At 60.3% G+C, this 22,254-nt stretch carries 18 protein-coding genes; 12 read left to right on the top strand and 6 right to left on the bottom strand.

Annotated features, from left to right (window positions below; all coding sequences use genetic code 11):
- Window positions 1-7: 7 nt before the first annotated feature.
- Entirely contained in the window at window positions 8-1,135 is a 1,128-nt protein-coding gene (locus CAF63_RS28060; protein ID WP_085690609.1) for an FAD-binding oxidoreductase, read from the top strand.
- Between the two features lie 93 nt (window positions 1,136-1,228).
- Entirely contained in the window at window positions 1,229-1,870 is a 642-nt protein-coding gene (locus CAF63_RS28055; protein WP_007957327.1) for a transcriptional regulator, read from the top strand.
- Window positions 1,871-2,003: 133 nt separating this feature from the next.
- On the opposite strand, the gene CAF63_RS28050 is transcribed toward CAF63_RS28055, so the two are convergent.
- The 6 genes from CAF63_RS28050 to CAF63_RS28025 all read right to left on the bottom strand — a co-directional run bounded on the left by CAF63_RS28050 (window position 2,004) and on the right by CAF63_RS28025 (window position 7,333).
- On the bottom strand, window positions 2,004-2,780 hold the full coding sequence (locus CAF63_RS28050; RefSeq protein ID WP_085690608.1) for an ABC transporter substrate-binding protein: 777 nt from the start codon (window positions 2,778-2,780) through the stop codon (window positions 2,004-2,006).
- Between the two features lie 279 nt (window positions 2,781-3,059).
- Complete coding sequence (gene moaE / locus CAF63_RS28045; RefSeq protein ID WP_085690607.1) at window positions 3,060-3,512, bottom strand: molybdopterin synthase catalytic subunit MoaE; 453 nt, start codon at window positions 3,510-3,512, stop codon at window positions 3,060-3,062.
- Between the two features lie 3 nt (window positions 3,513-3,515).
- Window positions 3,516-3,758, bottom strand: a complete 243-nt coding sequence (locus CAF63_RS28040; protein WP_085690606.1) for a MoaD/ThiS family protein — start codon at window positions 3,756-3,758, stop codon at window positions 3,516-3,518.
- Window positions 3,755-4,228, bottom strand: a complete 474-nt coding sequence (moaC, locus tag CAF63_RS28035) for a cyclic pyranopterin monophosphate synthase MoaC (RefSeq protein WP_085690605.1) — start codon at window positions 4,226-4,228, stop codon at window positions 3,755-3,757. Before moaC ends, CAF63_RS28040 begins: the two co-directional genes overlap by 4 nt.
- Before the next feature lie 236 nt (window positions 4,229-4,464).
- Complete coding sequence (locus CAF63_RS28030) at window positions 4,465-5,859, bottom strand: PhoH family protein (protein WP_085690604.1); 1,395 nt, start codon at window positions 5,857-5,859, stop codon at window positions 4,465-4,467.
- Window positions 5,860-6,208: 349 nt separating this feature from the next.
- The gene (locus tag CAF63_RS28025; RefSeq protein ID WP_085690603.1) at window positions 6,209-7,333 is read right to left on the bottom strand and encodes a polysaccharide deacetylase family protein; all 1,125 of its coding nucleotides are present in this window, start codon (window positions 7,331-7,333) and stop codon (window positions 6,209-6,211) included.
- Between the two features lie 263 nt (window positions 7,334-7,596).
- Here CAF63_RS28025 and yaaA point away from each other — a divergent pair, with 263 nt between their 5' ends.
- The 10 genes from yaaA (at window position 7,597) to CAF63_RS27975 (ending at window position 22,249) form a co-directional block, all read left to right on the top strand.
- Window positions 7,597-8,376, top strand: coding sequence for a peroxide stress protein YaaA (gene yaaA / locus CAF63_RS28020; RefSeq protein ID WP_085690602.1), 780 nt, complete (start codon window positions 7,597-7,599; stop codon window positions 8,374-8,376).
- Between the two features lie 810 nt (window positions 8,377-9,186).
- Window positions 9,187-10,503 carry a nucleotide sugar dehydrogenase gene (locus CAF63_RS28015; RefSeq protein WP_085690601.1) on the top strand — a complete coding sequence of 439 codons (1,317 nt, stop codon included), beginning with the start codon at window positions 9,187-9,189 and terminating at the stop codon, window positions 10,501-10,503.
- Window positions 10,504-10,586: 83 nt separating this feature from the next.
- On the top strand, window positions 10,587-12,068 hold the full coding sequence (alg8, locus tag CAF63_RS28010) for a mannuronan synthase (protein ID WP_178081336.1): 1,482 nt from the start codon (window positions 10,587-10,589) through the stop codon (window positions 12,066-12,068).
- A gap of 35 nt (window positions 12,069-12,103) precedes the next feature.
- Window positions 12,104-13,273 carry an alginate biosynthesis protein Alg44 gene (locus tag CAF63_RS28005; protein WP_085690599.1) on the top strand — a complete coding sequence of 390 codons (1,170 nt, stop codon included), beginning with the start codon at window positions 12,104-12,106 and terminating at the stop codon, window positions 13,271-13,273.
- Between the two features lie 9 nt (window positions 13,274-13,282).
- Window positions 13,283-14,794 carry an alginate biosynthesis TPR repeat lipoprotein AlgK gene (gene algK, locus CAF63_RS28000; RefSeq protein ID WP_371807426.1) on the top strand — a complete coding sequence of 504 codons (1,512 nt, stop codon included), beginning with the start codon at window positions 13,283-13,285 and terminating at the stop codon, window positions 14,792-14,794.
- Window positions 14,791-16,278, top strand: coding sequence for an alginate export family protein (locus CAF63_RS27995; protein WP_085690597.1), 1,488 nt, complete (start codon window positions 14,791-14,793; stop codon window positions 16,276-16,278). Before algK ends, CAF63_RS27995 begins: the two co-directional genes overlap by 4 nt.
- Before the next feature lie 26 nt (window positions 16,279-16,304).
- Window positions 16,305-17,876, top strand: coding sequence for a mannuronan 5-epimerase AlgG (algG, locus tag CAF63_RS27990; RefSeq protein ID WP_085690621.1), 1,572 nt, complete (start codon window positions 16,305-16,307; stop codon window positions 17,874-17,876).
- Window positions 17,877-17,886: 10 nt separating this feature from the next.
- Complete coding sequence (locus CAF63_RS27985) at window positions 17,887-19,338, top strand: alginate O-acetyltransferase (protein ID WP_085690596.1); 1,452 nt, start codon at window positions 17,887-17,889, stop codon at window positions 19,336-19,338.
- Between the two features lie 8 nt (window positions 19,339-19,346).
- Complete coding sequence (locus CAF63_RS27980; protein WP_085690595.1) at window positions 19,347-20,471, top strand: mannuronate-specific alginate lyase; 1,125 nt, start codon at window positions 19,347-19,349, stop codon at window positions 20,469-20,471.
- A 212-nt stretch (window positions 20,472-20,683) separates the two neighbouring features.
- Window positions 20,684-22,249 carry an MBOAT family protein gene (locus CAF63_RS27975; protein WP_085690594.1) on the top strand — a complete coding sequence of 522 codons (1,566 nt, stop codon included), beginning with the start codon at window positions 20,684-20,686 and terminating at the stop codon, window positions 22,247-22,249.
- The last annotated feature ends 5 nt before the right edge of the window (window positions 22,250-22,254 follow it).

Genomic DNA, 22,254 nt, shown 5'->3' with positions numbered 1-22,254 from the left:
GATTTTCATGAGTCATGCAGATTTCATCATCATCGGCGGCGGGATTGCCGGTGCTTCCACCGGTTTCTGGCTGTCGCAGCACGGCAAGGTCGTGGTGCTGGAGCGCGAGTCGCACCCGGCCTATCACTCGACCGGGCGCTCGGCTGCGCTGTTCACCGCTGCTTATGGCACTGCGCAGGTTCGGGCGCTGACCCAGGCCAGCCGCGAATTCTTCGACCATCCGCCCAGCGGTTTCTGCGAGCACCCGCTGCTGACCCCGCGCGGGGAAATGACCGTGGATTTCACCGGCGACGCCGCCGAGCTGAACAATCAATACCTCAGCGCCAAGGCCACGGTGCCGGAGATGCAATTGCTCAGCGCGGATGAAGCCTGCGCGCGGCTGCCGATCCTGCGCCGGGAGAAAGTCCATGGCGCGATCTACGATCCGACCGCCAGCGATATCGACACCGACGCCCTGCATCAGGGCTATCTGCGCGGTATCCGTCGCAACAACGGCCAGGTGCAGACCGATTGCGAAGTGCTTGGACTGAGCCGCGACGCCGACGGCATCTGGCACGTGCTGACCAACGGCCAGACCTTCAGCGCGCCCATCGTGATCAACGCAGCAGGCGCCTGGGCCGACAGGATCGGTGCCCTGGCCGGCGCCCAGCCGCTGGGCCTGCAACCGAAACGCCGCGCGGCGTTCATCTTCGCCGGTCCCGAAGGCGTGGACATTCACCACTGGCCGATGTTGGTCAGTCTCGACGAATCGTTCTACATGAAGCCCGACGCCGGGATGTTCCTCGGCTCCCCGGCCAACGCCGACCCGGTCGAACCCCACGACGTGCAGCCGGAAGAACTGGACATCGCCATGGGCATCTACCAGATCGAGGAGGCGACGACCCTGACCATCCGCCGCCCGACCCGCACCTGGGCCGGTCTGCGCAGTTTCGTCGCCGACGGTGATTTGCTCTCCGGGTTCGACCCACAAGTGCCGGGGCTGTTCTGGGTCGCGGCCCAGGGTGGCTACGGCATCCAGACTTCACCGGCCATGGGCATGGCCAGCGCGGCACTGGTGCGTGGCGAATCGCTACCCGAACACCTCAAGCAATTCGGCCTGACCGCCGCCATGCTCGCCCCTGCCCGCCTGGCCTGACCGCCCGTCCGGATGACTCGCCCGACGGATTGCGGCACACTCGCAACGCCCCCGGATCACGGAGGCGTTGACGTTGCCTGGAGCTCCACAGTTATGACCGCCCCCGAACACACGCCCGAGCTGCATGACGCCGCGCTGGACAACTACCACGCCATCGCCGACGCCATCGCCACGCTGTTCTTTCCCCACGCCGAAGTGGTGCTGCATGACCTGCGCACGCAGAAGGTCGACTACATCGCCAACAACCTGTCGAAACGGGTGATCGGCGATGAATCGTCGCTGGAAGACATGCTCAGCGACGACGTCAGCGAACGGAACATCGGCCCGTACGAGAAGCTCAATTGGGACGGTCAGAAGATTCGCAGCCTGAGCACGGTACTGCGCGACAGCGAAGGTCATCCGCTGGCGGTGCTTTGCATCAACCTGAATATTTCGCTGTTCGAGAATGCCAAGGCTGCGCTGGATCTGTTCCTCTCGCCGAGCAAACTGATCCCGCAACCGGACTCGCTGTTCCGCGATGACTGGCAGGAGCGCATCAACACCTTCCTGCACGCCTGGCTGCGCGAGCGACAACTGAGCCTGAACCTGCTGACCCGCGATCACAAACGCGAACTGGTGCTGGCGCTGCACGCCGAAGGGGCGTTCAAGGGCAAGAGCGCCTCGAACTATGTGGCCAATGTACTGAACATGGGGCGGGCGACGGTGTACAAGCATTTGAAGGAATTGAAGGGCTGAGATCCGGCGGCTCTATTGGCTGGTCTGGCCCCATCGCCAGCAGGCTGGCTCCCACATTGGATGTCTGTGAACACAATATGTATGTTCGGTACAGACCCCTTGTGGGAGCCAGCCTGCTGGCGATGGCGGACTGTCAGTCGCCGTAGATATCGGACTTGAAGTACTTCTCGGAAATCTTCTGATATTCGCCACTGGCGCGAATGCCATCGATGGCAGTATTCAACTGGCTGACCAGCTCGGTATTGCCCTTGCGCACCGCAATCCCCGCGCCCTCGCCCACATATTTCGGATCCTTCAGCTCAGGCCCGACAAACGCGTAACCCTTGCCGCGTGGCATCGACAGAAAGTCAGTCAGCGGGATGGTGTCGGCGAAGATCGCGTCTAGACGCCCGGCCGCCAGGTCCATGTAGATTTCTTCGTTGTTGCCGTAGCGCTTGACGTTGATGCCCTTGGGCTCGAACACCTCGGTGGCGTAACGGTCTGTGGTGGTCGCACGCTGCACGCCGACGGTCTTGCCCTTGAGGCTGGCGTACTGATCGTCGACGGTGGCGCCTTCCTTCATGACCAGCCGCGACGAGGTGAAATAGTACTTGTGGGTGAAGTCCACCGACTTCTTGCGATCTTCGTTGATGGTCATGGACGACAGCGCCATGTCGATTTTCTTCACCTTCAGGGAAGGAATCAGACCGTCGAACTCGCCCTCGACCCACACGCACTTGACTTGCATCTGCGCGCACAGGGCGTTGCCGATGTCGTAGTCGAAACCGACGATTTCACCCTTGTCGGTCTTCGAGGCGAAAGGCGGATACGCCGCTTCGATACCGATGCGCAGGGTTTTCTCGGCGGCGAACACGCTGCTGCACGCCAACAGGCTCAGTGCCAGACCGGTGATGAGGGGGAATTTCTTCATGTTCGTTCTCTCGCGGGTTGTTGTTGGTTTGGCAAGACAGAAGAAAAAGCTGAAACGGGGAAAGACCTTTTTTGTACTTGTAAATCCATACTGGACTTTTACGTACAAATCGTCAATTGGGCGAGACCGATCATTTCTGGCCGATGGTCGGGGAGGTGAACTTGAGGGATTTGGTGATTCGGATGGCCTCTTCGCGAGCAAGCTCGCTCCCACAAGGATTATCGAAAACCTGTGGGAGCGAGCTTGCTCGCGAAGACTGACTCTAAGTCGACAGAGGAATTACTGCTTCCAACGATCCGCCGCCGCATGATCGCTGTCGCGACCTTCGACCCAGCGCGGGCCGTCGCTGGTGTTCTCTTTCTTCCAGAACGGCGCACGGGTTTTCAGGTAATCCATGACGAAGGCGCAGGCGTCAAACGCCGCCTGGCGATGCGCACTGGCGGCTGCGACGAACACGATCGGTTCGCCCGGCTCCAGTGCGCCGATGCGGTGCAGCACTTCCAGTTTAAACAGCGGCCAACGCTGCTCGGCCTCCACGGCAATCTTGCCGAGGGCCTTTTCGGTCATGCCCGGATAGTGTTCGAGGAACATTCCGGCGACATCGAGGCCATCATTGAAATCGCGCACATAGCCGACAAAACTCACCACCGCGCCGACGCCGACATTGGCCGCGTGCATCGCATTGACTTCAGCGCCCGGATCGAATGGTTCGGACTGCACCCGAATGCGCATGGCTCAGCCTCCGGTCACAGTGGGGAAAAACGCCACTTCGTCGCCATCGACCACCGGCTCGTCGAGCTGGCAGAGGTCTTCGTTACGCGCGCACATCAGGTTCTGCTCGTTCAGCACCTCGGCGCCTTCACGCTGAGCCAGCAATGCACGAACGTCATCGACGGTGGCGAAATCACCCTCGACCTTCACCGAATCCACGCCCAGCGCCTCACGGTAACGGGCAAAAAACTTCACAGTCAGGTTCATGACTGCTCCGCCTGGAAATGCCCGCTCTTGCCACCGACCTTTTCCAGCAGACGCACGCTTTCGATGGTCATGCCACGGTCAACGGCCTTGCACATGTCATAGATGGTCAGGGCGGCGACGCTGGCGGCGGTCAGCGCTTCCATCTCGACGCCGGTCTGCCCGGACAATTTGCACCGGGCAACAATACGCACGCAGTCATCGCCTTCAGCACTGAGCTCGACCTTGACGCCAGTCAGCATCAACGGATGGCACAGGGGAATCAGATCACTGGTTTTCTTCGCCGCCTGAATGCCGGCAATGCGCGCCACAGCGAACACGTCGCCCTTGGGATGGCCGCCGCTGACGATCATCTGCAGGGTGTCGGGCAGCATGCGCACCAGCGCTTGGGCCGTCGCCTCACGGAACGTCACGGCTTTTTCGGTGACGTCGACCATGTTGGCGCGACCTTGGGAATCGAGATGAGTCAGCACGGGATTACTCCTGATCAGGAGCGTCGATTGTAAACCTGCAGGTCAAATTTCCGCATCACTGATTATGAATTCAGCCCTATCCCCTGTGGGAGCGGGCTTGCTCGCGAAAGCGGTGTATCAGGCACAGGGAGGGTGGCTGACGCATCGTTTTCGCGAGCAAGCCCGCTCCCACATTGGTTTGTATTTATCCATAAAAAACCGGGCGGCTTTGGGGCCGCCCGGTTGGTTGTGGACGGTTACAGATGCGATTCGGCGTATTCGGCCAGAATCGAACGTGGCACCCCTTGCAGGGTGATGTGCACACCGTTGGGGAAATCCTTGAAGCGTTCAGTCAAGTAGGTTAGCCCGGAGCTGGTCGCGGACAGGTAAGGAGTGTCGATCTGTGCCAGGTTGCCCAGGCACACCACTTTGGAACCGGCGCCGGCCCGGGTGATGATGGTTTTCATCTGGTGCGGCGTGAGGTTCTGGCATTCGTCGATCAGGATCAGGCTCTGCTGGAAGCTGCGACCGCGAATGTAGTTGAGCGATTTGAACTGCAACGGCACTTTGCTGAGGATGTAGTCGACGCTGCCATGGGTGTTTTCGTCATCCATGTGCAAGGCTTCGAGGTTGTCGGTGATGGCGCCCAGCCAAGGCTCCATTTTTTCCGCTTCGGTGCCGGGCAGGAAGCCGATTTCCTGGTCCAGGCCCTGCACGCTGCGGGTGGCGATGATGCGGCGATAGCGCTTGCTGACCATGGTCTGCTCGATCGCCGCGGCCAGCGCCAGAATGGTTTTACCCGAACCTGCGGCACCTGACAGGTTGACCAGGTGAATATCCGGATCCAGCAGCGCGTACAGCGCCAGGCTCTGATAGATGTCCCGTGGCTTGAGGCCCCAGGCTTCCTGGTGCAGCAGTGGTTCCTGGTGCAGGTCGAGGATCAGCAGCTTGTCCTCTTCGATCTCCTTGATCCAGCCGACGAAGCCTTGCTCATCGATGATGAATTCGTTGATGTGCACCGCCGGCAGGTTGTCGGTCAATTGCACCTGATGCCAGGTGCGGCCATGATCCTGACGGGTTTCGACCTTGCTCACGCGGTCCCAGAAGGAGCCGGTCATGTTGTGGTAGCCGTTGGGCAGCAGGGACACGTCGTCGACCAGTTGGTCGGTGCTGTAGTCCTCGGCGTCGATCCCGCACGCGCGCGCCTTGAGACGCATGTTGATGTCTTTGGTGACCAGCACCACCGGTTTTTTCGGGTCGCGGGTGTGCAGGTCGATCAGCTGGTTGATGATTTTGTTGTCGTTCAGATGCTCGGGCAGAATCAGGTTCGATTCGGCCTGCTTGCTCATCAGAATCGACAGCAAGCCCTTCGGCCCTCCCTTGCCGCGCTGGATCGGCACCCCCAGTTCGACATCTTCCGGGGAAGCATCGCCCAGGGTCTTGTCGATCAGGCGGATCGCCTGACGGCATTCGGCGGCCACGCTGTGATGCCCGCTCTTGAGCTTGTCCAGCTCTTCAAGCACGGTCATCGGGATCGCGACGTGGTGTTCTTCGAAATTCAGCAGGGCGTTCGGATCGTGAATCAGTACGTTGGTATCGAGTACATAAAGGATTGGCTGGTTGGAGGAAGGGCTACGTCCGTGATCATCCATACTCGGTCACCTTTGTGGGAGCCATTCGACGCAATACCTCGGCGGTGCTGCGCCTCGAAGTGACTGCCGAATCCACCTGCACAGCTTTTGTCGGGATAGCAGGTGAACCGCACACAAAATGGGTCTTGGAAGACGCCACCTGTGTTGCAGGTTTCGGCGGTCTGACTTCGTAATACTCCAAAACCCGTGACAGAAAAAAGCACTTTGACGCTTTTTTGAAGTTTATTTTGCAAAGTGACGAAAAGCCCTTGGCGGACCGTCCTGCCCCCGTTAGAGTCGGAAGTCCGCCTGCATCGAATCCTGCAAAAAATTCACCCCAAGCCCAATATTTCCGCGCTCTTGCCGTTTTTCAGCGAAACGCGTCCTGACAGTCTTCCCAGCCGATGCCGCTTTGCGCGGTTTGCGTGATCAGCCACGGCAACGCGGTCTTCACTGCATCCTGCTTCATGTTGAAATTGATCACCCCGTGGCGCCACAACAGCATCAGGGTCAACACCCGCTGCGCGCTCGGAGCGCCCTTGAGCTTGCCGGCGCCGTCCTGGGCATCGATGTCCCACAGCGCCACTTGCAGGCCCTGACTGTTGAAGAAACCCCGGGCATCGCTGCGACGTTGGCCTTCCGGTGGACGGAACAGCGGCACGTAGTTTTCCGGCAGCTTGTTGCGGACCAGATCGGCACTGCGCCGCACCGAGTCCTGCCAGTCCTGCCAATGGCTGTGGGAACGGAACTCCCAGCCCTGCACGCCGACGCACTGCTGCGAAAACGCCGCTTGCAGACTGCTGACGGAACGGTCGGCCAACCGCGCCTGAACATCCTTGCCCAACATGAAGAAGGTGCCGCTCAGGTTCGACTTGCGCAGGTACTCGGCGAGCCAGTCGGTGTTGTCCGGTTGCAGGTTGGCGGCGCTGTCGAAACTCAGCAGAAACAAGCGGTCGTGCATGTCGTCGCCGTTGCGCTCGTAGTCACCGAAATGATCGAGTTCGCTGCTGGTCTGCGGCGACAGCGCAGCCTTGCGCATCAGCTCATCGAGATATTGCAGGTGGAAGATCCGGCTCGGCTCGGCCCACCTGGTGTAATAGCTTTCGTCGCTGACCACGAATTTGGCCGCCTGCTCGCGCAGGGTCGGCAGGTCTTCGACGAGGAAGCAGAACGAGGCGTCCTGATCGCAGCTTTGCTGGGCAAAGTTGTAGTTGGCCAGCAGGCGCTGCCACAGACGCTCGCGCAGGCTGTTGATTGCATCCAGATTGACCGTGCGCAGTCCCAGACGCTGGGCCAGCGCCGCTTCGTCCAGCGCTTCGGTGCCGAGCAGGCCTCGGGCGAACATCAGGATTTCCGCCCGCGAGGCGACATCGAACAGGGTCGGATTGTCGAGTTTTTCCGGCCAGGTGCTGCGATCCAGCGTCGCGATATCGCCCGGCGCCCCAATGGCACCGACGCTCAACAACCACGCGGTGAAAAAAAGAACAATGCGCAAAGGGTGTCTCCATAACAAAACCCGCGCCGCACTATAGCCGATCCTGCCCTATTCCCCGCAGCAACACCTATCCCTTGTGGGAGCGAGCTTGCTCGCGAATACGGTGTGTCATCCAGCACATCAGTCGACTGGAACGCCCTCTTCGCGAGCAAGCTCGCTCCCACAGGATTTGTGTACAGCCGTCGATCACCTATGGACGCGATAGCTGGAGTCATCCGTCCCAACCCCCTAGAATCGCCCCCACGATTAAAGGAGACGACTTCATGCTGATGGTGATTTCCCCCGCCAAGACCCTCGATTACGAAACACCGCCGGCGACCCAGCGCTTCACCCAGCCGCAATACCTCGACCATTCCCAAGAACTGATCCAGCAACTGCGCGAACTGAGCCCGGCGCAGATCAGCGAACTGATGCACGTGTCCGACAAGATCGGCGGCCTCAACGCCGCGCGCTTCGGCAGCTGGACGCCAGCGTTCACTCCCGAGAATGCCAAACAGGCACTGCTGGCCTTCAAGGGCGACGTCTACACCGGACTCGACGCCCAGAGCTTCAGCGAAGCCGATTTCGATTACGCGCAACAGCACCTGCGCATGCTCTCCGGCCTCTACGGCCTGCTGCGCCCGCTTGACCTGATGCAACCGTATCGCCTGGAAATGGGCACCAAACTGGCCAACGCTCGAGGCAAGGACTTGTATGCCTTCTGGGGCACGCGCATCAGCGAATGGCTGAACGAAGCGCTGGCCGACCAAGGCGACGACGTGCTGCTGAACCTGGCATCCAACGAATACTTTTCGGCGGTGAAACGCACAGCCCTGAATGCGCGGATCATCAACACCGAGTTCAAGGATCAGAAGAACGGCCAATACAAGATCATCAGTTTCTACGCCAAGAAGGCCCGGGGCCTCATGAGCCGCTTCGTGGTCCAGGAACGCATCAACGACCCGGCCGCCCTCAAACAGTTCGACGTTCAGGGTTATCGCTACAGCGCCGAGCAATCGAAACCGGATAATCTGGTGTTTCTACGCGATCACGCCCCCGAATAAAGCATGCCTAATGCACGACTCTTTATATGAAGGGTCGTGCAGCTCGCACGATGTCAAAAAACCCTCGCCACATTTCGCCATTTTACTGGCGCCAGAAAAACATCCCTGCCTTTTCTAAGATTAGTTTCACTCGACACTGATCATTTTTTTCAGTAGTGGCACCTAAATTTTTTCACCGTAGTGGCACAAAACTATCTAACGTGATTTTTCGCCTGTTATTAAAGGTCGAAAACGAAACTGCTATCAAATTGATACTGGTGCCATCTTTGACAATATTTCAAGAAATTTCAGATTTCGCGATGAGCGGACAGGAACTTCGTCCGAATGCATAGCTCATACCACCGGTAACGATTCTCGCCGAGTTTGTGCGAGATAACTTACGCGGAGCAGATAGCCATGTAACCAAGTTGTCACAGCAACTTGCCTAGATGACTAACTAGTCTCAAAGCAGACGTTGGACAGGAGATACGCACCATTAATATCCCCTACAAAGGCCATGGCCGCGCCCTTATAAACGTGCTCGCCTGAGCACCCAACCGCTTGATTTACGGGACTTTCATCCTGACATCGAGCGCGCAAGACGATTGCACAAGAGTCTTCTCCAAAGAAGATCGGCTGCATAACAGGGCACGTCATAAAAACAAGGCCTGGTTACGCACATCTTGAGTGCACTTATTTAGACACTCGAAACTTAGTATGCCTGCACACGGCATTGTGGCGCCTGTATGCCGCACTTTCGAGTGCACTAATGAACGCTGAACACCATTAACTCCGGCCCTCTAAGGCCTGATATATACAGAGGTAATTGCGATGCGCATCAGCATATTTGGTTTGGGTTACGTTGGCGCAGTATGTGCCGGTTGCCTGTCTGCTCGGGGCCACGACGTGGTGGGCGTCGATGTTGCCAAAGACAAGATCGACATGATCAACGCTGGCAAATCTCCCATTGTTGAACCGGGCCTGGGTGAGCTGTTGGCACAAGGTATCCAGACCGGCCGTCTGCGCGGTACAACCAACTTCGCCGAGGCGATTCGCGACACCGACCTGTCGATGATTTGCGTCGGTACACCGAGCAAGAAGAACGGCGACCTGGAACTGAACTACATCGAAGCGGTGTGCCGCGAGATCGGTTTTGTCCTGCGTGAAAAGTCCACCCGTCACACCATCGTCGTGCGCAGCACCGTGCTGCCGGGCACCGTCGCAAACGTTGTCATCCCGATTCTCGAAGACTGCTCGGGCAAGAAAGCCGGCGTTGATTTCGGTGTCGCCGTAAACCCTGAGTTCCTGCGTGAATCCACCGCGATCGCCGACTACGACCAGCCACCGATGACCGTCATCGGCGAACTCGACAAGGCTTCGGGCGACGTTCTGCAGTCGCTGTACGAAGAACTCGACGCACCGATCATCCGCAAGGACATCGCCGTCGCCGAGATGATCAAGTACACCTGCAACGTCTGGCACGCGACCAAAGTGACCTTCGCCAACGAGATCGGCAACATCGCCAAAGCCGTGGGCGTCGATGGCCGCGAAGTGATGGACGTGGTCTGCCAGGACAAGACCCTCAACCTGTCCCAGTACTACATGCGCCCGGGCTTCGCCTTCGGCGGTTCGTGCCTGCCGAAAGACGTCCGCGCCCTGACCTATCGCGCCGGTTCCCTGGACGTCGAAGCGCCGCTGCTCAACTCGCTGATGCGCAGCAACGAATCGCAAGTGCAGAACGCCTTCGACATCGTTGAAAGCCACGACAAACGCAAAGTCGCCCTGCTCGGCCTGAGCTTCAAGGCAGGCACCGACGACCTGCGCGAAAGTCCGCTGGTGGAACTGGCCGAGATGCTGATCGGCAAGGGTTACGACCTGAGCATCTACGACAGCAACGTCCAGTACGCCCGTGTCCACGGCGCGAACAAGGACTACATCGAGTCGAAGATCCCGCACGTGTCGTCCCTGCTCAACGCGGACTTCGATTCGGTGATCGACAACTCCGACGTGATCATCCTCGGCAACCGCGACGAGAAGTTCCGTGCGCTGGCCGAAGAAGCGCCGCACGGCAAACAGGTGATCGACCTGGTGGGCTTCATGTCCAAGGCCACCAGCGCCGGTAGCCGCACCGAAGGCATCTGCTGGTAACGCAGCGGCAAGCCCCGAGTTTCAAACCGCCCGCCATGAATCGGCGGGCGGCTTGAAGCCCCCATCACCTTCGGATGACGGTCATGTCCAAGCTCAAACATTTTTTTCTGCAATCCGCCGGCTGGCTTTTGTTTCTGAGCCTGCTGATGGGCCTGGCCCTGATGCTGCCCACGTCCACGTTCGACTCCGAGTCGAAGGACTTCATTTTCCTGATTGGCGCCGTGGGTATCTGGCGCTACTCGATGGGTGCCACGCACTTTGTACGCGGCATGATCTTTCTCTACATCGTCTACCCGCACCTGCGCCGCAAGGTTCGCAAGCTGGGCAAAGCGGCGGACCCGTCGCATGTGTTTCTGATGGTCACCAGTTTTCGCATCGACGCGTTGACCACCGCGCAGGTTTACAGCTCGGTGATCCGCGAAGCCATCGACTGCGAACTGCCGACCACCGTGGTCTGCTCGATCGTCGAGATGTCCGATGAGCTGCTGGTCAAGGCGCTGTGGGCGCGGATGAATCCGCCGGACCGCGTGAAACTCGACTTCGTGCGCATTCCCGGCACCGGTAAACGTGATGGCCTGGCGTTTGGTTTCCGCGCGATCTCCCGTCACTTGCCGGACGACCGCGCCGTGGTGGCCGTGATCGATGGCGATACCGTGCTCGGCGAAGGCGTCGTGCGCAAAACCGTGCCGTGGTTCCAGATGTTCGGCAACGTCGGCGGCCTGACCACCAACGAGTTCTGCGAAGTGCGCGGCGGCTACATCATGAGCGAGTGGCACAAGCTGCGCTTCGCCCAGCGCCACATCAACATGTGCTCGATGGCCCTGTCCAAACGCGTACTGACCATGACCGGGCGCATGTCGGTGTTCCGCGCCACCGTGGTCACCAACCCGGAATTCATCGCCGACGTTGAAAGCGACTCGCTGCAACACTGGCGCCTGGGCCGTTTCAAGTTCCTGACCGGCGACGACAAGTCGAGCTGGTTCAGCCTGATGCGTCTGGGCTACGACACCTTCTACGTGCCGGACGCGGCGATCAACACCGTTGAACACCCGCCGGAAAAGAGCTTCATCAAGGCCAGCCGCAAACTGATGTTCCGCTGGTACGGCAACAACCTGCGGCAGAACTCCCGGGCGCTGGGCTTGGGTGTAAAACGCCTCGGCGCTTTCACCTCGGTGGTGCTGTTCGACCAGCGCGTATCGATGTGGACCTCGCTGCTCGGCCTGACCGTGGCAATCATCGCCAGCTTCAAGTACGGCACCGCGTTCATCCTGGTTTACCTGCTGTGGATCGGCATCACCCGGCTGATTCTGACGCTGCTGCTGTCGTGCTCGGGCCACCGGATCGGACCGGCTTACCCGGCAATTCTCTATTACAACCAGATCGTCGGCGCGCTGGTGAAGATCTACGTGTTCTTCCGCCTCGACCAACAATCCTGGACCCGACAACCCACTGCCCTGACCCGTGATCTCGCCAGCTTTCAACGTTGGTTCAACACCTGGTCGTCTCGGACCATGACCTTCTCCGCCGGCAGCATTTTCGTCGCCGTGCTGCTGATGATGGTCTGACCTGCCCCTATTGAATTAACAAGGAAATCGCCCCCATGAATACCGCCGTCAACGTCAACGTAGTGCATGAATCCGAAGCCCAGCGCCAGCACGCCCGGGTAAAAATCCCGGCCAAGCTGCGGTTCTTCGGCCCTGACCGAACCCCGGTTGAAGCACGGGTCCTCGACCTGTCCGCCGGTGGTCTGGCGTTCAATGCCGGACAACTGCCGCTGACCGTCGGCGAGGTGTACAAGGCGCGTCTGCAGTTCGTCATCGACAACCTCGGCCTGGCCATGGACGTTGAACTGCAAGTGCGCTCCTACGACCGGCAGACGGGCCGCGTCGGCTGCCAGTTCCAGAACCTCGAACCGCAGGACATTTCGACCCTGCGCCACCTGATCACTTCGCACCTGGCCGGCGACATCGTCAGCATCGGCGAAGTGCTGGCGACCCTGCAGCGCGACAACTTCACCAAGGCCCGCAAGGTCAAGGACGGCGACTCCGGCATGACCCCGTTCGGGCGTCTGAAAGCGGTGACGTTCAGCGCCGGTATCTTCGCGGTCGGCCTGGTGGCGGCGGGTTTCATTTTCAAATCGGTGTACAGCATGTACTTCGTCAGCCATGCACAGGCCGGTCTGGTCAGCGTGCCGGGCATGAACATCACCATGCCGCGCGACGGCACTGTGCAGAGCCTGGTCAAATCCGACGGCGTTGCCGCCAAAGGTGCACCGCTGGCGACTTTCAGCACCAGCATGCTCGACGTGCTCAAGGGCCATCTGGACGAAGATCAACTGCAGCCGGCCAAGGTTGAAGAACTGTTCGGCAAGCAGATGACCGGCACTCTGACCTCGCCGTGCGATTGCACCGTGGCCCAGCAACTGGTGGCCGACGGTCAATACGCGAGCAAGGGCGACGTGATCTTCCAGCTGGTACCGCGCAACACCCAGGCCACCGTCGATGCACGCTTCTCCTATCGCCAGTTCGGCGACGTACGTCCGGGCACCCCGGTGAGCTTCCAGATCGCCGGCGAAGACAAGACCCGCACCGGCAAGATCGTCAGCAGCACCAGCCTGAAAAGCGCTGACCTGTCCTCCGACATCCGCGTGCAGATCCAGCCTGACGAGCCGCTGGACAGCCGCTTCGCCGGCCGCCCGGTAGAAGTGAACAGCGACCGTGGTCCGAACCTGAACTGGCTGATCGACAAAGCCATGGCTGCCGGTCTTTAAGTCGAGGACATGCCTGTGACTACTCCACCCATCTCGAGCACACCACAAACCCTGTGGGAGCGAGCTTGCTCGCGAATGCATTCTGATATTCAGCCTCAGTGCCGACTGACACACCGCTTTCGCGAGCAAGCCCGCTCCCACATGGGTCCTCTGTGTGCAGTTGCATTGGCTGTGAGTCTGGCCGGTTGCGCCGGCCTGCCTGACCAGCGTCTGGCCAACGAAGCGCTCAAGCGCGGTGACACCGCGACCGCTGCGCAGAACTACCGTGCGCTGGCCGATCTGGGTTACAGCGAAGCCCAGGTGGGCCTTGCCGACATCCAGGTCGACAGCCGCGACCCGGAACAAATGAAACAGGCCGAAGCCACCTATCGCGCCGCCGCCAGCGTTTCGCCGCGTGCCCAGGCCCGCCTCGGCCGCTTACTGGTGGCCAAGCCCGGTTCCACCGAGGCCGAACATCACGAAGCCGAAACCCTGCTGAAGAAAGCCGCTGCCAATGGCGAAGGCAACACGCTGATTCCGCTCGCGATGCTGTACCTGCAATACCCGCACAGCTTCCCGAACATCAACGCTCAGCAGCAGATCGACCAGTGGCGCAAATCCGGTTACCCGGAAGCCGGTCTGGCGCAGGTGCTGCTGTATCGCACCCAGGGCACTTACGACCAGCACTTGGATGACGTGGAAAAGATCTGCAAGGCCGCACTCAACACCACCGACATCTGCTACGTCGAGCTGGCCACGGTTTATCAGAAACGTGGCGCGCCGGAGCAACAGACCGAGCTGATCAAACAACTTCAGGCCGGTTACAGCCGCGGCACCGTCAGTGCTCAGCGGGTGGATTCGGTGGCCCGTGTACTGGCCGATTCGACCCTGGGCAAGACCGACGAAAAAACCGCGCAGTCGCTGCTCGAGCCGATCGCGCCGGGCTACCCGGCGTCTTGGGTAACGTTGGCACAACTGCTCTACGACTTCCCGGAACTGGGCGATGTCGATCAGATGATGAAGTACCTGGACAACGGCCGCGCCGCCGACCAGTCGCGCGCCGAACTGTTGCTGGGCAAGCTTTACTACGAAGGCAAACTGGTCCCGGCCGACGCGAAAGTCGCCGAGGAACATTTCCAGAAAGCCGTCGGCCGCGAAGTCGCCGCCGATTACTACCTCGGCCAGATCTACCGCCGTGGCTACCTGGGCAAGGTCTATCCGCAGAAGGCCCTCGACCATCTGCTGACCGCTGCGCGCAACGGCCAGAACAGCGCCGACTTCGCCATCGCCCAACTGTTTTCCCAAGGCAAGGGCACCAAACCCGACCCGCTCAACGCCTATGTGTTCAGCCAATTGGCCAAGGCGCAAAACACCCCGCAAGCCGATGAGTTGGCGACCACCCTCGCCGCCCAGCTGCCGCCCGAGCGCCTGGCCGAAGCCCGGCGCCTGCTGCAACAGGAACAGGCGGCCCGTGGCGCCCTGAGCCAGAACACGCTGCAACTGCACGCCCTGCAAGAAGAAGACGGCGAGGAAAAATTATGAAATTGAATCCCTTTGTGAAGGCCGGCATTGGCCTCACGTTCGCGTTGATCTGGTCTTGTCCGACCCTGGCCGCGATGACTGAATCGAAGAACTTCGGCCTCGAAGTGAAAATCACCGGCCAGTCCGAAGACGACCGCGACCTCGGCACCGCCAGCGGCGGCGACGTCAACGGCGTCGGCCTCGATCTGCGTCCGTGGGTCTACGGCGAAAGCGGCGCGTGGAGCGCCTACGCCATGGGCCAGGCCGTGACCTCGACCGACATCATCGAGACCGACACCCTGCAGCAGTCCGATAGCGAAGGCACCCAGACCACCGACAACGGCGACCGCAAGACCAAGAAAAACTACCTGGCAATGCGCGAGTTCTGGGTCGGTTACAGCGGTCTGACGCCCTACCCCGGCGAGATCCTCAAGTTCGGTCGCCAGCGTTTGCGCAACGACGACGGTCAGTGGCGCGACACCAACATCGAAGCGCTGAACTGGACCTTCGACACCACCCTGCTGCGCGCCAATGCCGGTGTCGCCGAACGCTTCAGCGAATACCGCACCGACCTCAAGGAGCTGGCGCCGAAAGACAAGGATCGCCTGCACGCCTACGCCGATGCCGCTTACCAGTGGACGCCGGGCCAGTGGGTCGGGATTCGCGGTCACCACACCCACGACGACGGCAAACTCGATTACGCCGAACCGGGTGTACCCCGCGACACCCTCGACAAAACCCAGAACGGCGACATCAGCTGGCTCGGCCTGACCGCAGACAGCGACGCCTACAACTGGCGCAACACCAACACCGTCAACTACTGGGGCAGCATCACCGGCATGAGCGGCGACCGCGACACGGTCAACGCCCTCAACGCCGACGGCACCCGCCCGGCCCAGGCCAAGCACAGCGACAACGTCGACGGCTGGGCCACCGACGTCGGTGTGCGTCTGCGCCTCGATCCGCAATGGCAGGTCGGTGCGGCGTATGCCCGTGCCAGCGCCGATTACGAACAGAACGGCCTGGAAAGCAACCGCTCGAACTACACCGGTACTCGTTCGCGGGTTCACCGTTTCGGCGAGGCCTTCCGTGGCGAAATGAACAACATGCAGACCGCCACCCTGTTCGGTTCGTGGATGCTCAACGACCAGTACGACGCCAGCCTGATCTACCACAAGTTCTGGCGCGTGGACGGCAACAAACCGGTGGGCAGCAACGGCATCAACGCTGTGGAAAACAACACCGACGACGTGACCGGCGCAATCCTCTCCAGCACCTCGCTGCCACTGCAGGACGGCAACAAGGATCTGGGCCAGGAAATGGATCTGGTGGTCACCAAGTACTTCAAGCAAGGCTTGCTGCCGGCAGCGCTGAGCCAGTCGATCGACGAGCCGTCGGCGCTGGTGCGTTTCCGTGGCGGTGTGTTCAAGCCGGGTGATGCCTACGGCAGCCAGGTTGATTCGTACATGCACCGCGCGTTCATCGACGTGATCTGGCGCTTCTGATGCTGACCGCCAAGGGAGTGCCCGACATGAACAGTGCCCGCAAAGGCTCACTCAGCCTGCTGGCCGGCGCGATGCTGCTGGCCTCGGCCGGCGCCTTCGCCAACGTGGAACCAGCGAAGCCTGTGACCACCGCGAAGGAGCTGCAACAGGCCAAGACCTACACCGTCAGCAGCGCGCCGACCGAAGCGCTGGAACTGGCCAAGCCGAAATTGCCCGACCTCTCCGGCTACACCGCCGAAGCCGCCGCCGCGAAAATCGTGCGCAGCAAACCGGGCAAGATCAGCGTGCGCCGGATGATGCAGGAAGACGCCCTGAAGGACTTCATCGGCGGCGACAACAAGATGGCCGAATGGGTGGTGCGTCAGCACGGAATCCCGCAGGCGATCTTCGTCGACGACGGTTACATGAATCTGAAAGAGCTGGCGCAGAAACTGCCCAAGCAGTACTTCAGCGAAACCTCGCCGGGCGTCTATCTGGCCAAGCTGCCGATCGTGGTCGGCCGTAAAGGCATCCTCGAAATCGACGGTCAGACTCAGGAATTGCGCCTGTCCCAGGAAGCCGGTTCGTTCCTGGTCAACGACGGTCAGTTGTTCGTGCGTGATACCAAGATCACTGGCTGGCGCGAGAAGGAAAACGGCCCGGCAACCTTCCGGTCGCCGAAGGAATTTCGCCCGTTCCTGCTGGCCTGGGGTGGCACCGAGACCTACATCGTCAACAGCAAGATGGCCAGCTTCGGCTACGCCAACAGTAAGTCCTACGGTGTGAGTATTTCCCAGTACACGCCGAACATGGCCAAGGTGCTCAAGCGTCCCGAGCCGACCGGCTGGATCGTCGGCTCCGAGTTCTCGGACATGTGGTACGGCTTCTACTGCTACGAGACCCGCGACTTCGTGGTCAAGGGCAACACCTACAAGGACAACATCGTCTACGGCATCGACCCGCACGACCGTTCCCACGGTCTGATCATTGCCGAGAACACGGTGTACGGCACGAAGAAGAAGCACGGGATCATCATTTCCCGCGAGGTCAACGACAGCTTCATCTTCAACAACAAAAGCTACGACAACCACCTCTCGGGGCTGGTGATCGACCGTAACAGCGTCAACAACATCATTGCCTACAACGAGATCTACAAGAACCACACCGACGGCATCACCCTCTACGAGTCTGCCGACAACCTGCTGTGGGGCAACAAGGTCATCAGCAACAAGCGCCACGGCATCCGCATTCGTAACAGCGTGAACATCCGCCTCTACGAAAACGTCGCCATGGCCAACGGCCTGACCGGCGTCTACGGGCACATCAAGGACCTGACCGACACCGACCGTGACATCAAGCTCGACCCGTTCGACGCCCAGGTCTCGCTGATCGTGGTCGGCGGTGAACTGGCGGCCAACGGCAGTGGCCCGCTGTCGATCGATTCGCCCCTGAGTGTCGAGCTGTATCGCGTGTCGATGCTGGCGCCGACCAAATCCAGCGGCATCAGCTTCAACGGCATCTTGGGCGAGCGCCAGGATGAAATTCTCGACCTGTTGGTGCGCCAGCAGAAAGCCGTGCTGATCGACCCTGTCGAACGCCAGACCGAATTGCAGGACTGAGGATAATTTTATGCACCCACACCTGATCAAATTACTCAGCCTGTCGGCCCTGACCGTGGGCATCCTGGCGGCCAGCAACGGCGCCCGCGCGGACGAAGTGAAAGCGCCAACGTTCACCGCCGAACCGTGCTGCAGCCTGTGCCCGGCCGCCCATGACGCGAAGAACTACACCACGCGTTATCAGCAGAACTTCACCACGCTGGTGCAGGCCCAGGGCGACTGGTTGTTCCGGACCCAGGAAGATTTGCGCACCGAGTTCAACACTACCCCGGCCGGCTACAAACGCCTGCAACAGCTGCACGATGCGTTCAAGGCCAAAGGCGTCGAACTGGTGATCGTCTACCAGCCGACCCGTGGCCTGGTGAACCGCAACAAGCTCAACCCGGCGGAAAAAGCCGCGTTCGATTACGAGAAAGCGCTGGGCAACTACAAGACCATGCTCGGCCGTTTCGCCAAGATGGGTTATGTGGTGCCGGACCTGTCGCCGCTGACCAACGAGTCGCTGCCGGAGACCCTTCCCGCCCACGATTTCTACTTCCGCGGCGACCAGCACTGGACCCCGTACGGCGCCCAGCGCACGGCGAAAATCGTCGCCGAGAAGGTCAAGCAGATCCCGGCCTTCGCCGATATTCCCAAGCGTGAGTTCGAAACCAAACGCTCCGGACGCATGGGCAAGACCGGCACCCTGCACAACATGGCCGGGCAACTGTGCGGCACCAGTTACGCAATCCAGTACATGGACCAGTTCACCACCGAGCCGAAAGGTGAAGCCGGTGACGGCGACCTGTTCGGTGATTCCGGCAATCCGCAAATCACCCTTGTGGGTACTTCGCACAGCGGCAAGAACTACAACTTCGCAGGCTTCCTCGAAGAAGCCATCGGCGCCGACATTCTCAACGTCGCGTTCCCCGGCGGTGGTCTGGAAGGTTCTATGTTGCAGTACCTGGGCAGCGACGAATTCCAGAAGACGCCGCCGAAAATCCTCATCTGGGAGTTCTCGCCGCTGTACCGCCTCGACCAGGAAACCATCTATCGCCAGATGATGTCCCTGCTCGACAACGGCTGCGAAGGCAAAGACGCGCAAATGTCCGCGAGCACCACGCTCAAGCCGGGCAGCAAACAAGAACTGCTGGTCAACAGCAAGAACCTGAACCTGCAGAACAGCAGCCATCAGGTCGACATCCGCTTCGCCGACACCTCGGTGAAAACCCTGCAAGCCACCCTCTGGTACATGAACGGTCGCCACGAGGACATCAAGATCGAGAAACCGGAAACCTCCGACACCGACGGTCGTTTCGCCTTTGAGCTGCGCACGGACGAAGACTGGGCCTCGCAAAACCTGCTGGCGGTCGAAGTCCAGGGCCCGGAAGCGGGCACCGCGCCACAGAAAGTCGAAGCGAAAATCTGCAAACGCAACGTATTCCCGGGCGCTGGGCCACAAACCGCTCAGGTCGGGCAATGAGGTCTGCTATGCGAAATCCGAAACTGAAAACTCTTCTGGCGCCGACGCTGCTCGGGCTGGCGATCTTCGCCGGCACTGCGCAAGCCGCCGCGCCGCTGCGTCCTCCTCAGGGCTATTTTGCGCCTGTGGATAAATTCAAGACCGGCGACAAGAGCGAAGGCTGCGATGCGATGCCGACGCCCTACACCGGCCCGCTGCAATTTCGCAGCAAATACGAAGGCTCGGACAAGGCTCGCGCGACGCTGAACGTGCAGTCGGAAAAGGCCTTCCGCGACACCACCAAAGACATCACCACCCTGGAGCGCGGCACCGCCAAGCGGGTGATGCAGTTCATGCGCGACGGTCGCCCGGAGCAGCTCGATTGCACGCTCAACTGGCTCACCGCCTGGGCAAAGGCCGATGCGTTGATGTCGAAGGATTTCAACCACACCGGCAAGTCGATGCGCAAATGGGCGCTGGGCAGCATGGCCTCTTCGTACATTCGCCTGAAGTTCTCCGACTCCCATCCGCTGGCCCAGCATCAGCAGGAAGCGCAGTTGATCGAGGCCTGGTTCAGCAAGATGGCCGATCAGGTGGTCAGCGACTGGGACAACCTGCCGCTGGAAAAAACCAACAACCACTCGTACTGGGCAGCCTGGTCGGTGATGGCGACATCGGTCGCGACCAACCGCCGCGACCTGTTCGATTGGGCGGTCAAGGAATACAAGGTCGGGGTCAATCAGGTCGATGCCGACGGTTACCTGCCGAACGAACTCAAGCGCCAGCAACGCGCCCTCGCCTATCACAACTACGCCCTGCCGCCGCTGGCGATGATCGCCAGTTTTGCCCAGGTCAACGGTGTGGATCTGCGTCAGGAAAACAACGGCGCGCTGAAACGTCTGGGTGATCGGGTGCTGGCCGGGGTGAAAGATCCCGAGGACTTCGAGAAGAAGAACGGCAAGGAACAGGACATGACCGATTTGAAAGAGGACATGAAATTCGCCTGGCTTGAGCCGTTCTGCACCCTCTACACCTGTTCGCCGGATGTGATCGAGAAGAAGCACGGGATGCAGCCGTTCAAGACCTTCCGGCTCGGCGGCGACCTGACCAAGGTCTATGACCCGTCCCACGAAAAGGGCAACAAGGGTTCCTGAGGACACTGATAAACCCTGTGGGAGCGAGCTTGCTCGCGAAGAGGATCCGACATTCAAAAATGATGTCGTCTGGCACACCGCTTTCGCGAGCAAGCTCGCTCCCACAGGTTAAGTGTCAGGTTTGAGATGTGTGAGTTAGCCCTCTGGTTTACGTGGGGGGTTTGGGGGGGGCTTTGGCCCTTGACTGTTGGTTCAAACATGGAGAGATCGGGATGGTATTTTCATCCAACGTGTTCCTGTTTCTGTTCTTGCCGATCTTTCTCGGCTTGTACTACCTGAGCGGGCAACGCTATCGCAACCTGCTGCTGCTGATCGCCAGCTACGTGTTCTACGCGTGGTGGCGGGTGGACTTCCTGGCGCTGTTCGCCGGCGTCACCCTGTGGAACTACTGGATCGGCCTGAAAGTCGGCGCCGCCGGCGTGCGCACCAAACCGGCCCAGCGCTGGCTGTTGCTCGGTGTGGCGGTGGACCTGTGCATCCTCGGCTACTTCAAGTACGCCAACTTCGGCGTCGACAGCATCAACGCGATGATGACGTCGGTCGGTCTGGAACCGTTCATCCTGACCCACGTGCTGCTGCCGATCGGTATCTCGTTCTACATCTTCGAGTCGATCAGCTACATCATCGACGTCTACCGCGGCGACACCCCGGCCACCCGCAACCTGATCGACTTCGCGGCGTTCGTGGCGATCTTCCCGCACCTGATCGCCGGTCCCGTGCTGCGTTTCCGTGACCTGGCCGACCAGTTCAACAACCGCACCCATACCCTCGACAAGTTCTCCGAGGGCTGCACGCGGTTCATGCAGGGTTTCATCAAGAAGGTCTTCATCGCCGACACCCTCGCCGTGGTGGCCGATCATTGCTTCGCCCTGCAAAACCCGACCACGGGCGATGCCTGGCTTGGCGCGCTGGCCTACACCGCGCAGCTGTATTTCGACTTCTCCGGTTACAGCGACATGGCCATCGGTCTGGGCCTGATGATGGGTTTCCGCTTCATGGAAAACTTCAAGCAGCCGTACATCAGCCAGTCGATCACCGAGTTCTGGCGCCGCTGGCACATCAGTCTGTCGACCTGGCTGCGTGACTATCTGTACATCACGCTTGGCGGCAACCGCAAAGGCACGCTGATGACCTATCGCAACCTGTTCCTGACCATGCTGCTCGGTGGTCTGTGGCACGGCGCGAACATCACCTACATCGTCTGGGGTGCGTGGCACGGCATGTGGCTGGCGATTGAAAAAATGCTCGGCCTGAACACCGCGCCACGCAGCCTCAATCCAATCCGCTGGGCGCTGACCTTCCTGCTGGTGGTCATGGGCTGGGTGATCTTTCGCGCCGAGAACCTGCACGTTGCCGGCCGCATGTACGGCGCGATGTTCAGCTTCGGCGACTGGTCGCTGTCGGAACTCAATCAGGCCAGCCTCACCGGCCTGCAAGTCGCGACCCTCGTTGTGGCTTACGTGACCCTGGCGTTCTTCGGCCTGCGTGATCTGTACACCAACCAGCCGCCAGCCAAGACCAAACCTGAGGTCAACGTCGAGGCCAACGGCCCGGCCACGGCGACTCCGGGAATGATCAAGGCAGCCCCGGGCGAAAACCCGGCGAGCATCCACGAGCCTGGCTACACCGTCGGCGTCGACGCCCAGGTGCAACCGGCGTACTGGACGGCGGACTGGTCGCGCTACGTGATGCGCGGGCTGATCCTGCTGCTGTTCATCGCCTCGATTCTCAAACTCTCGGCGCAAAGCTTCTCGCCGTTCCTTTACTTCCAGTTCTGAGGGAT

This window comes from Pseudomonas sp. B20(2017) (assembly GCF_002113125.1).
Taxonomy (GTDB): Bacteria; Pseudomonadota; Gammaproteobacteria; order Pseudomonadales; family Pseudomonadaceae; genus Aquipseudomonas.
This window is presented reverse-complemented; position numbering and strand designations above follow the sequence as displayed.

Coding starts and splice junctions, on each gene's coding strand:
- CAF63_RS28060 (WP_085690609.1), top strand. CDS start 8: ATGAGTCATGCAGATTTCATCATCATCGGCGGCGGGATTGCCGGTGCT.
- CAF63_RS28055 (WP_007957327.1), top strand. CDS start 1,229: ATGACCGCCCCCGAACACACGCCCGAGCTGCATGACGCCGCGCTGGAC.
- CAF63_RS28050 (WP_085690608.1), bottom strand. CDS start 2,780: ATGAAGAAATTCCCCCTCATCACCGGTCTGGCACTGAGCCTGTTGGCG.
- moaE (WP_085690607.1), bottom strand. CDS start 3,512: ATGCGCATTCGGGTGCAGTCCGAACCATTCGATCCGGGCGCTGAAGTC.
- CAF63_RS28040 (WP_085690606.1), bottom strand. CDS start 3,758: ATGAACCTGACTGTGAAGTTTTTTGCCCGTTACCGTGAGGCGCTGGGC.
- CAF63_RS28030 (WP_085690604.1), bottom strand. CDS start 5,859: ATGGATGATCACGGACGTAGCCCTTCCTCCAACCAGCCAATCCTTTAT.
- yaaA (WP_085690602.1), top strand. CDS start 7,597: ATGCTGATGGTGATTTCCCCCGCCAAGACCCTCGATTACGAAACACCG.
- CAF63_RS28015 (WP_085690601.1), top strand. CDS start 9,187: ATGCGCATCAGCATATTTGGTTTGGGTTACGTTGGCGCAGTATGTGCC.
- alg8 (WP_178081336.1), top strand. CDS start 10,587: ATGTCCAAGCTCAAACATTTTTTTCTGCAATCCGCCGGCTGGCTTTTG.
- CAF63_RS28005 (WP_085690599.1), top strand. CDS start 12,104: ATGAATACCGCCGTCAACGTCAACGTAGTGCATGAATCCGAAGCCCAG.
- algK (WP_371807426.1), top strand. CDS start 13,283: ATGCCTGTGACTACTCCACCCATCTCGAGCACACCACAAACCCTGTGG.
- CAF63_RS27995 (WP_085690597.1), top strand. CDS start 14,791: ATGAAATTGAATCCCTTTGTGAAGGCCGGCATTGGCCTCACGTTCGCG.
- algG (WP_085690621.1), top strand. CDS start 16,305: ATGAACAGTGCCCGCAAAGGCTCACTCAGCCTGCTGGCCGGCGCGATG.
- CAF63_RS27985 (WP_085690596.1), top strand. CDS start 17,887: ATGCACCCACACCTGATCAAATTACTCAGCCTGTCGGCCCTGACCGTG.
- CAF63_RS27980 (WP_085690595.1), top strand. CDS start 19,347: ATGCGAAATCCGAAACTGAAAACTCTTCTGGCGCCGACGCTGCTCGGG.
- CAF63_RS27975 (WP_085690594.1), top strand. CDS start 20,684: ATGGTATTTTCATCCAACGTGTTCCTGTTTCTGTTCTTGCCGATCTTT.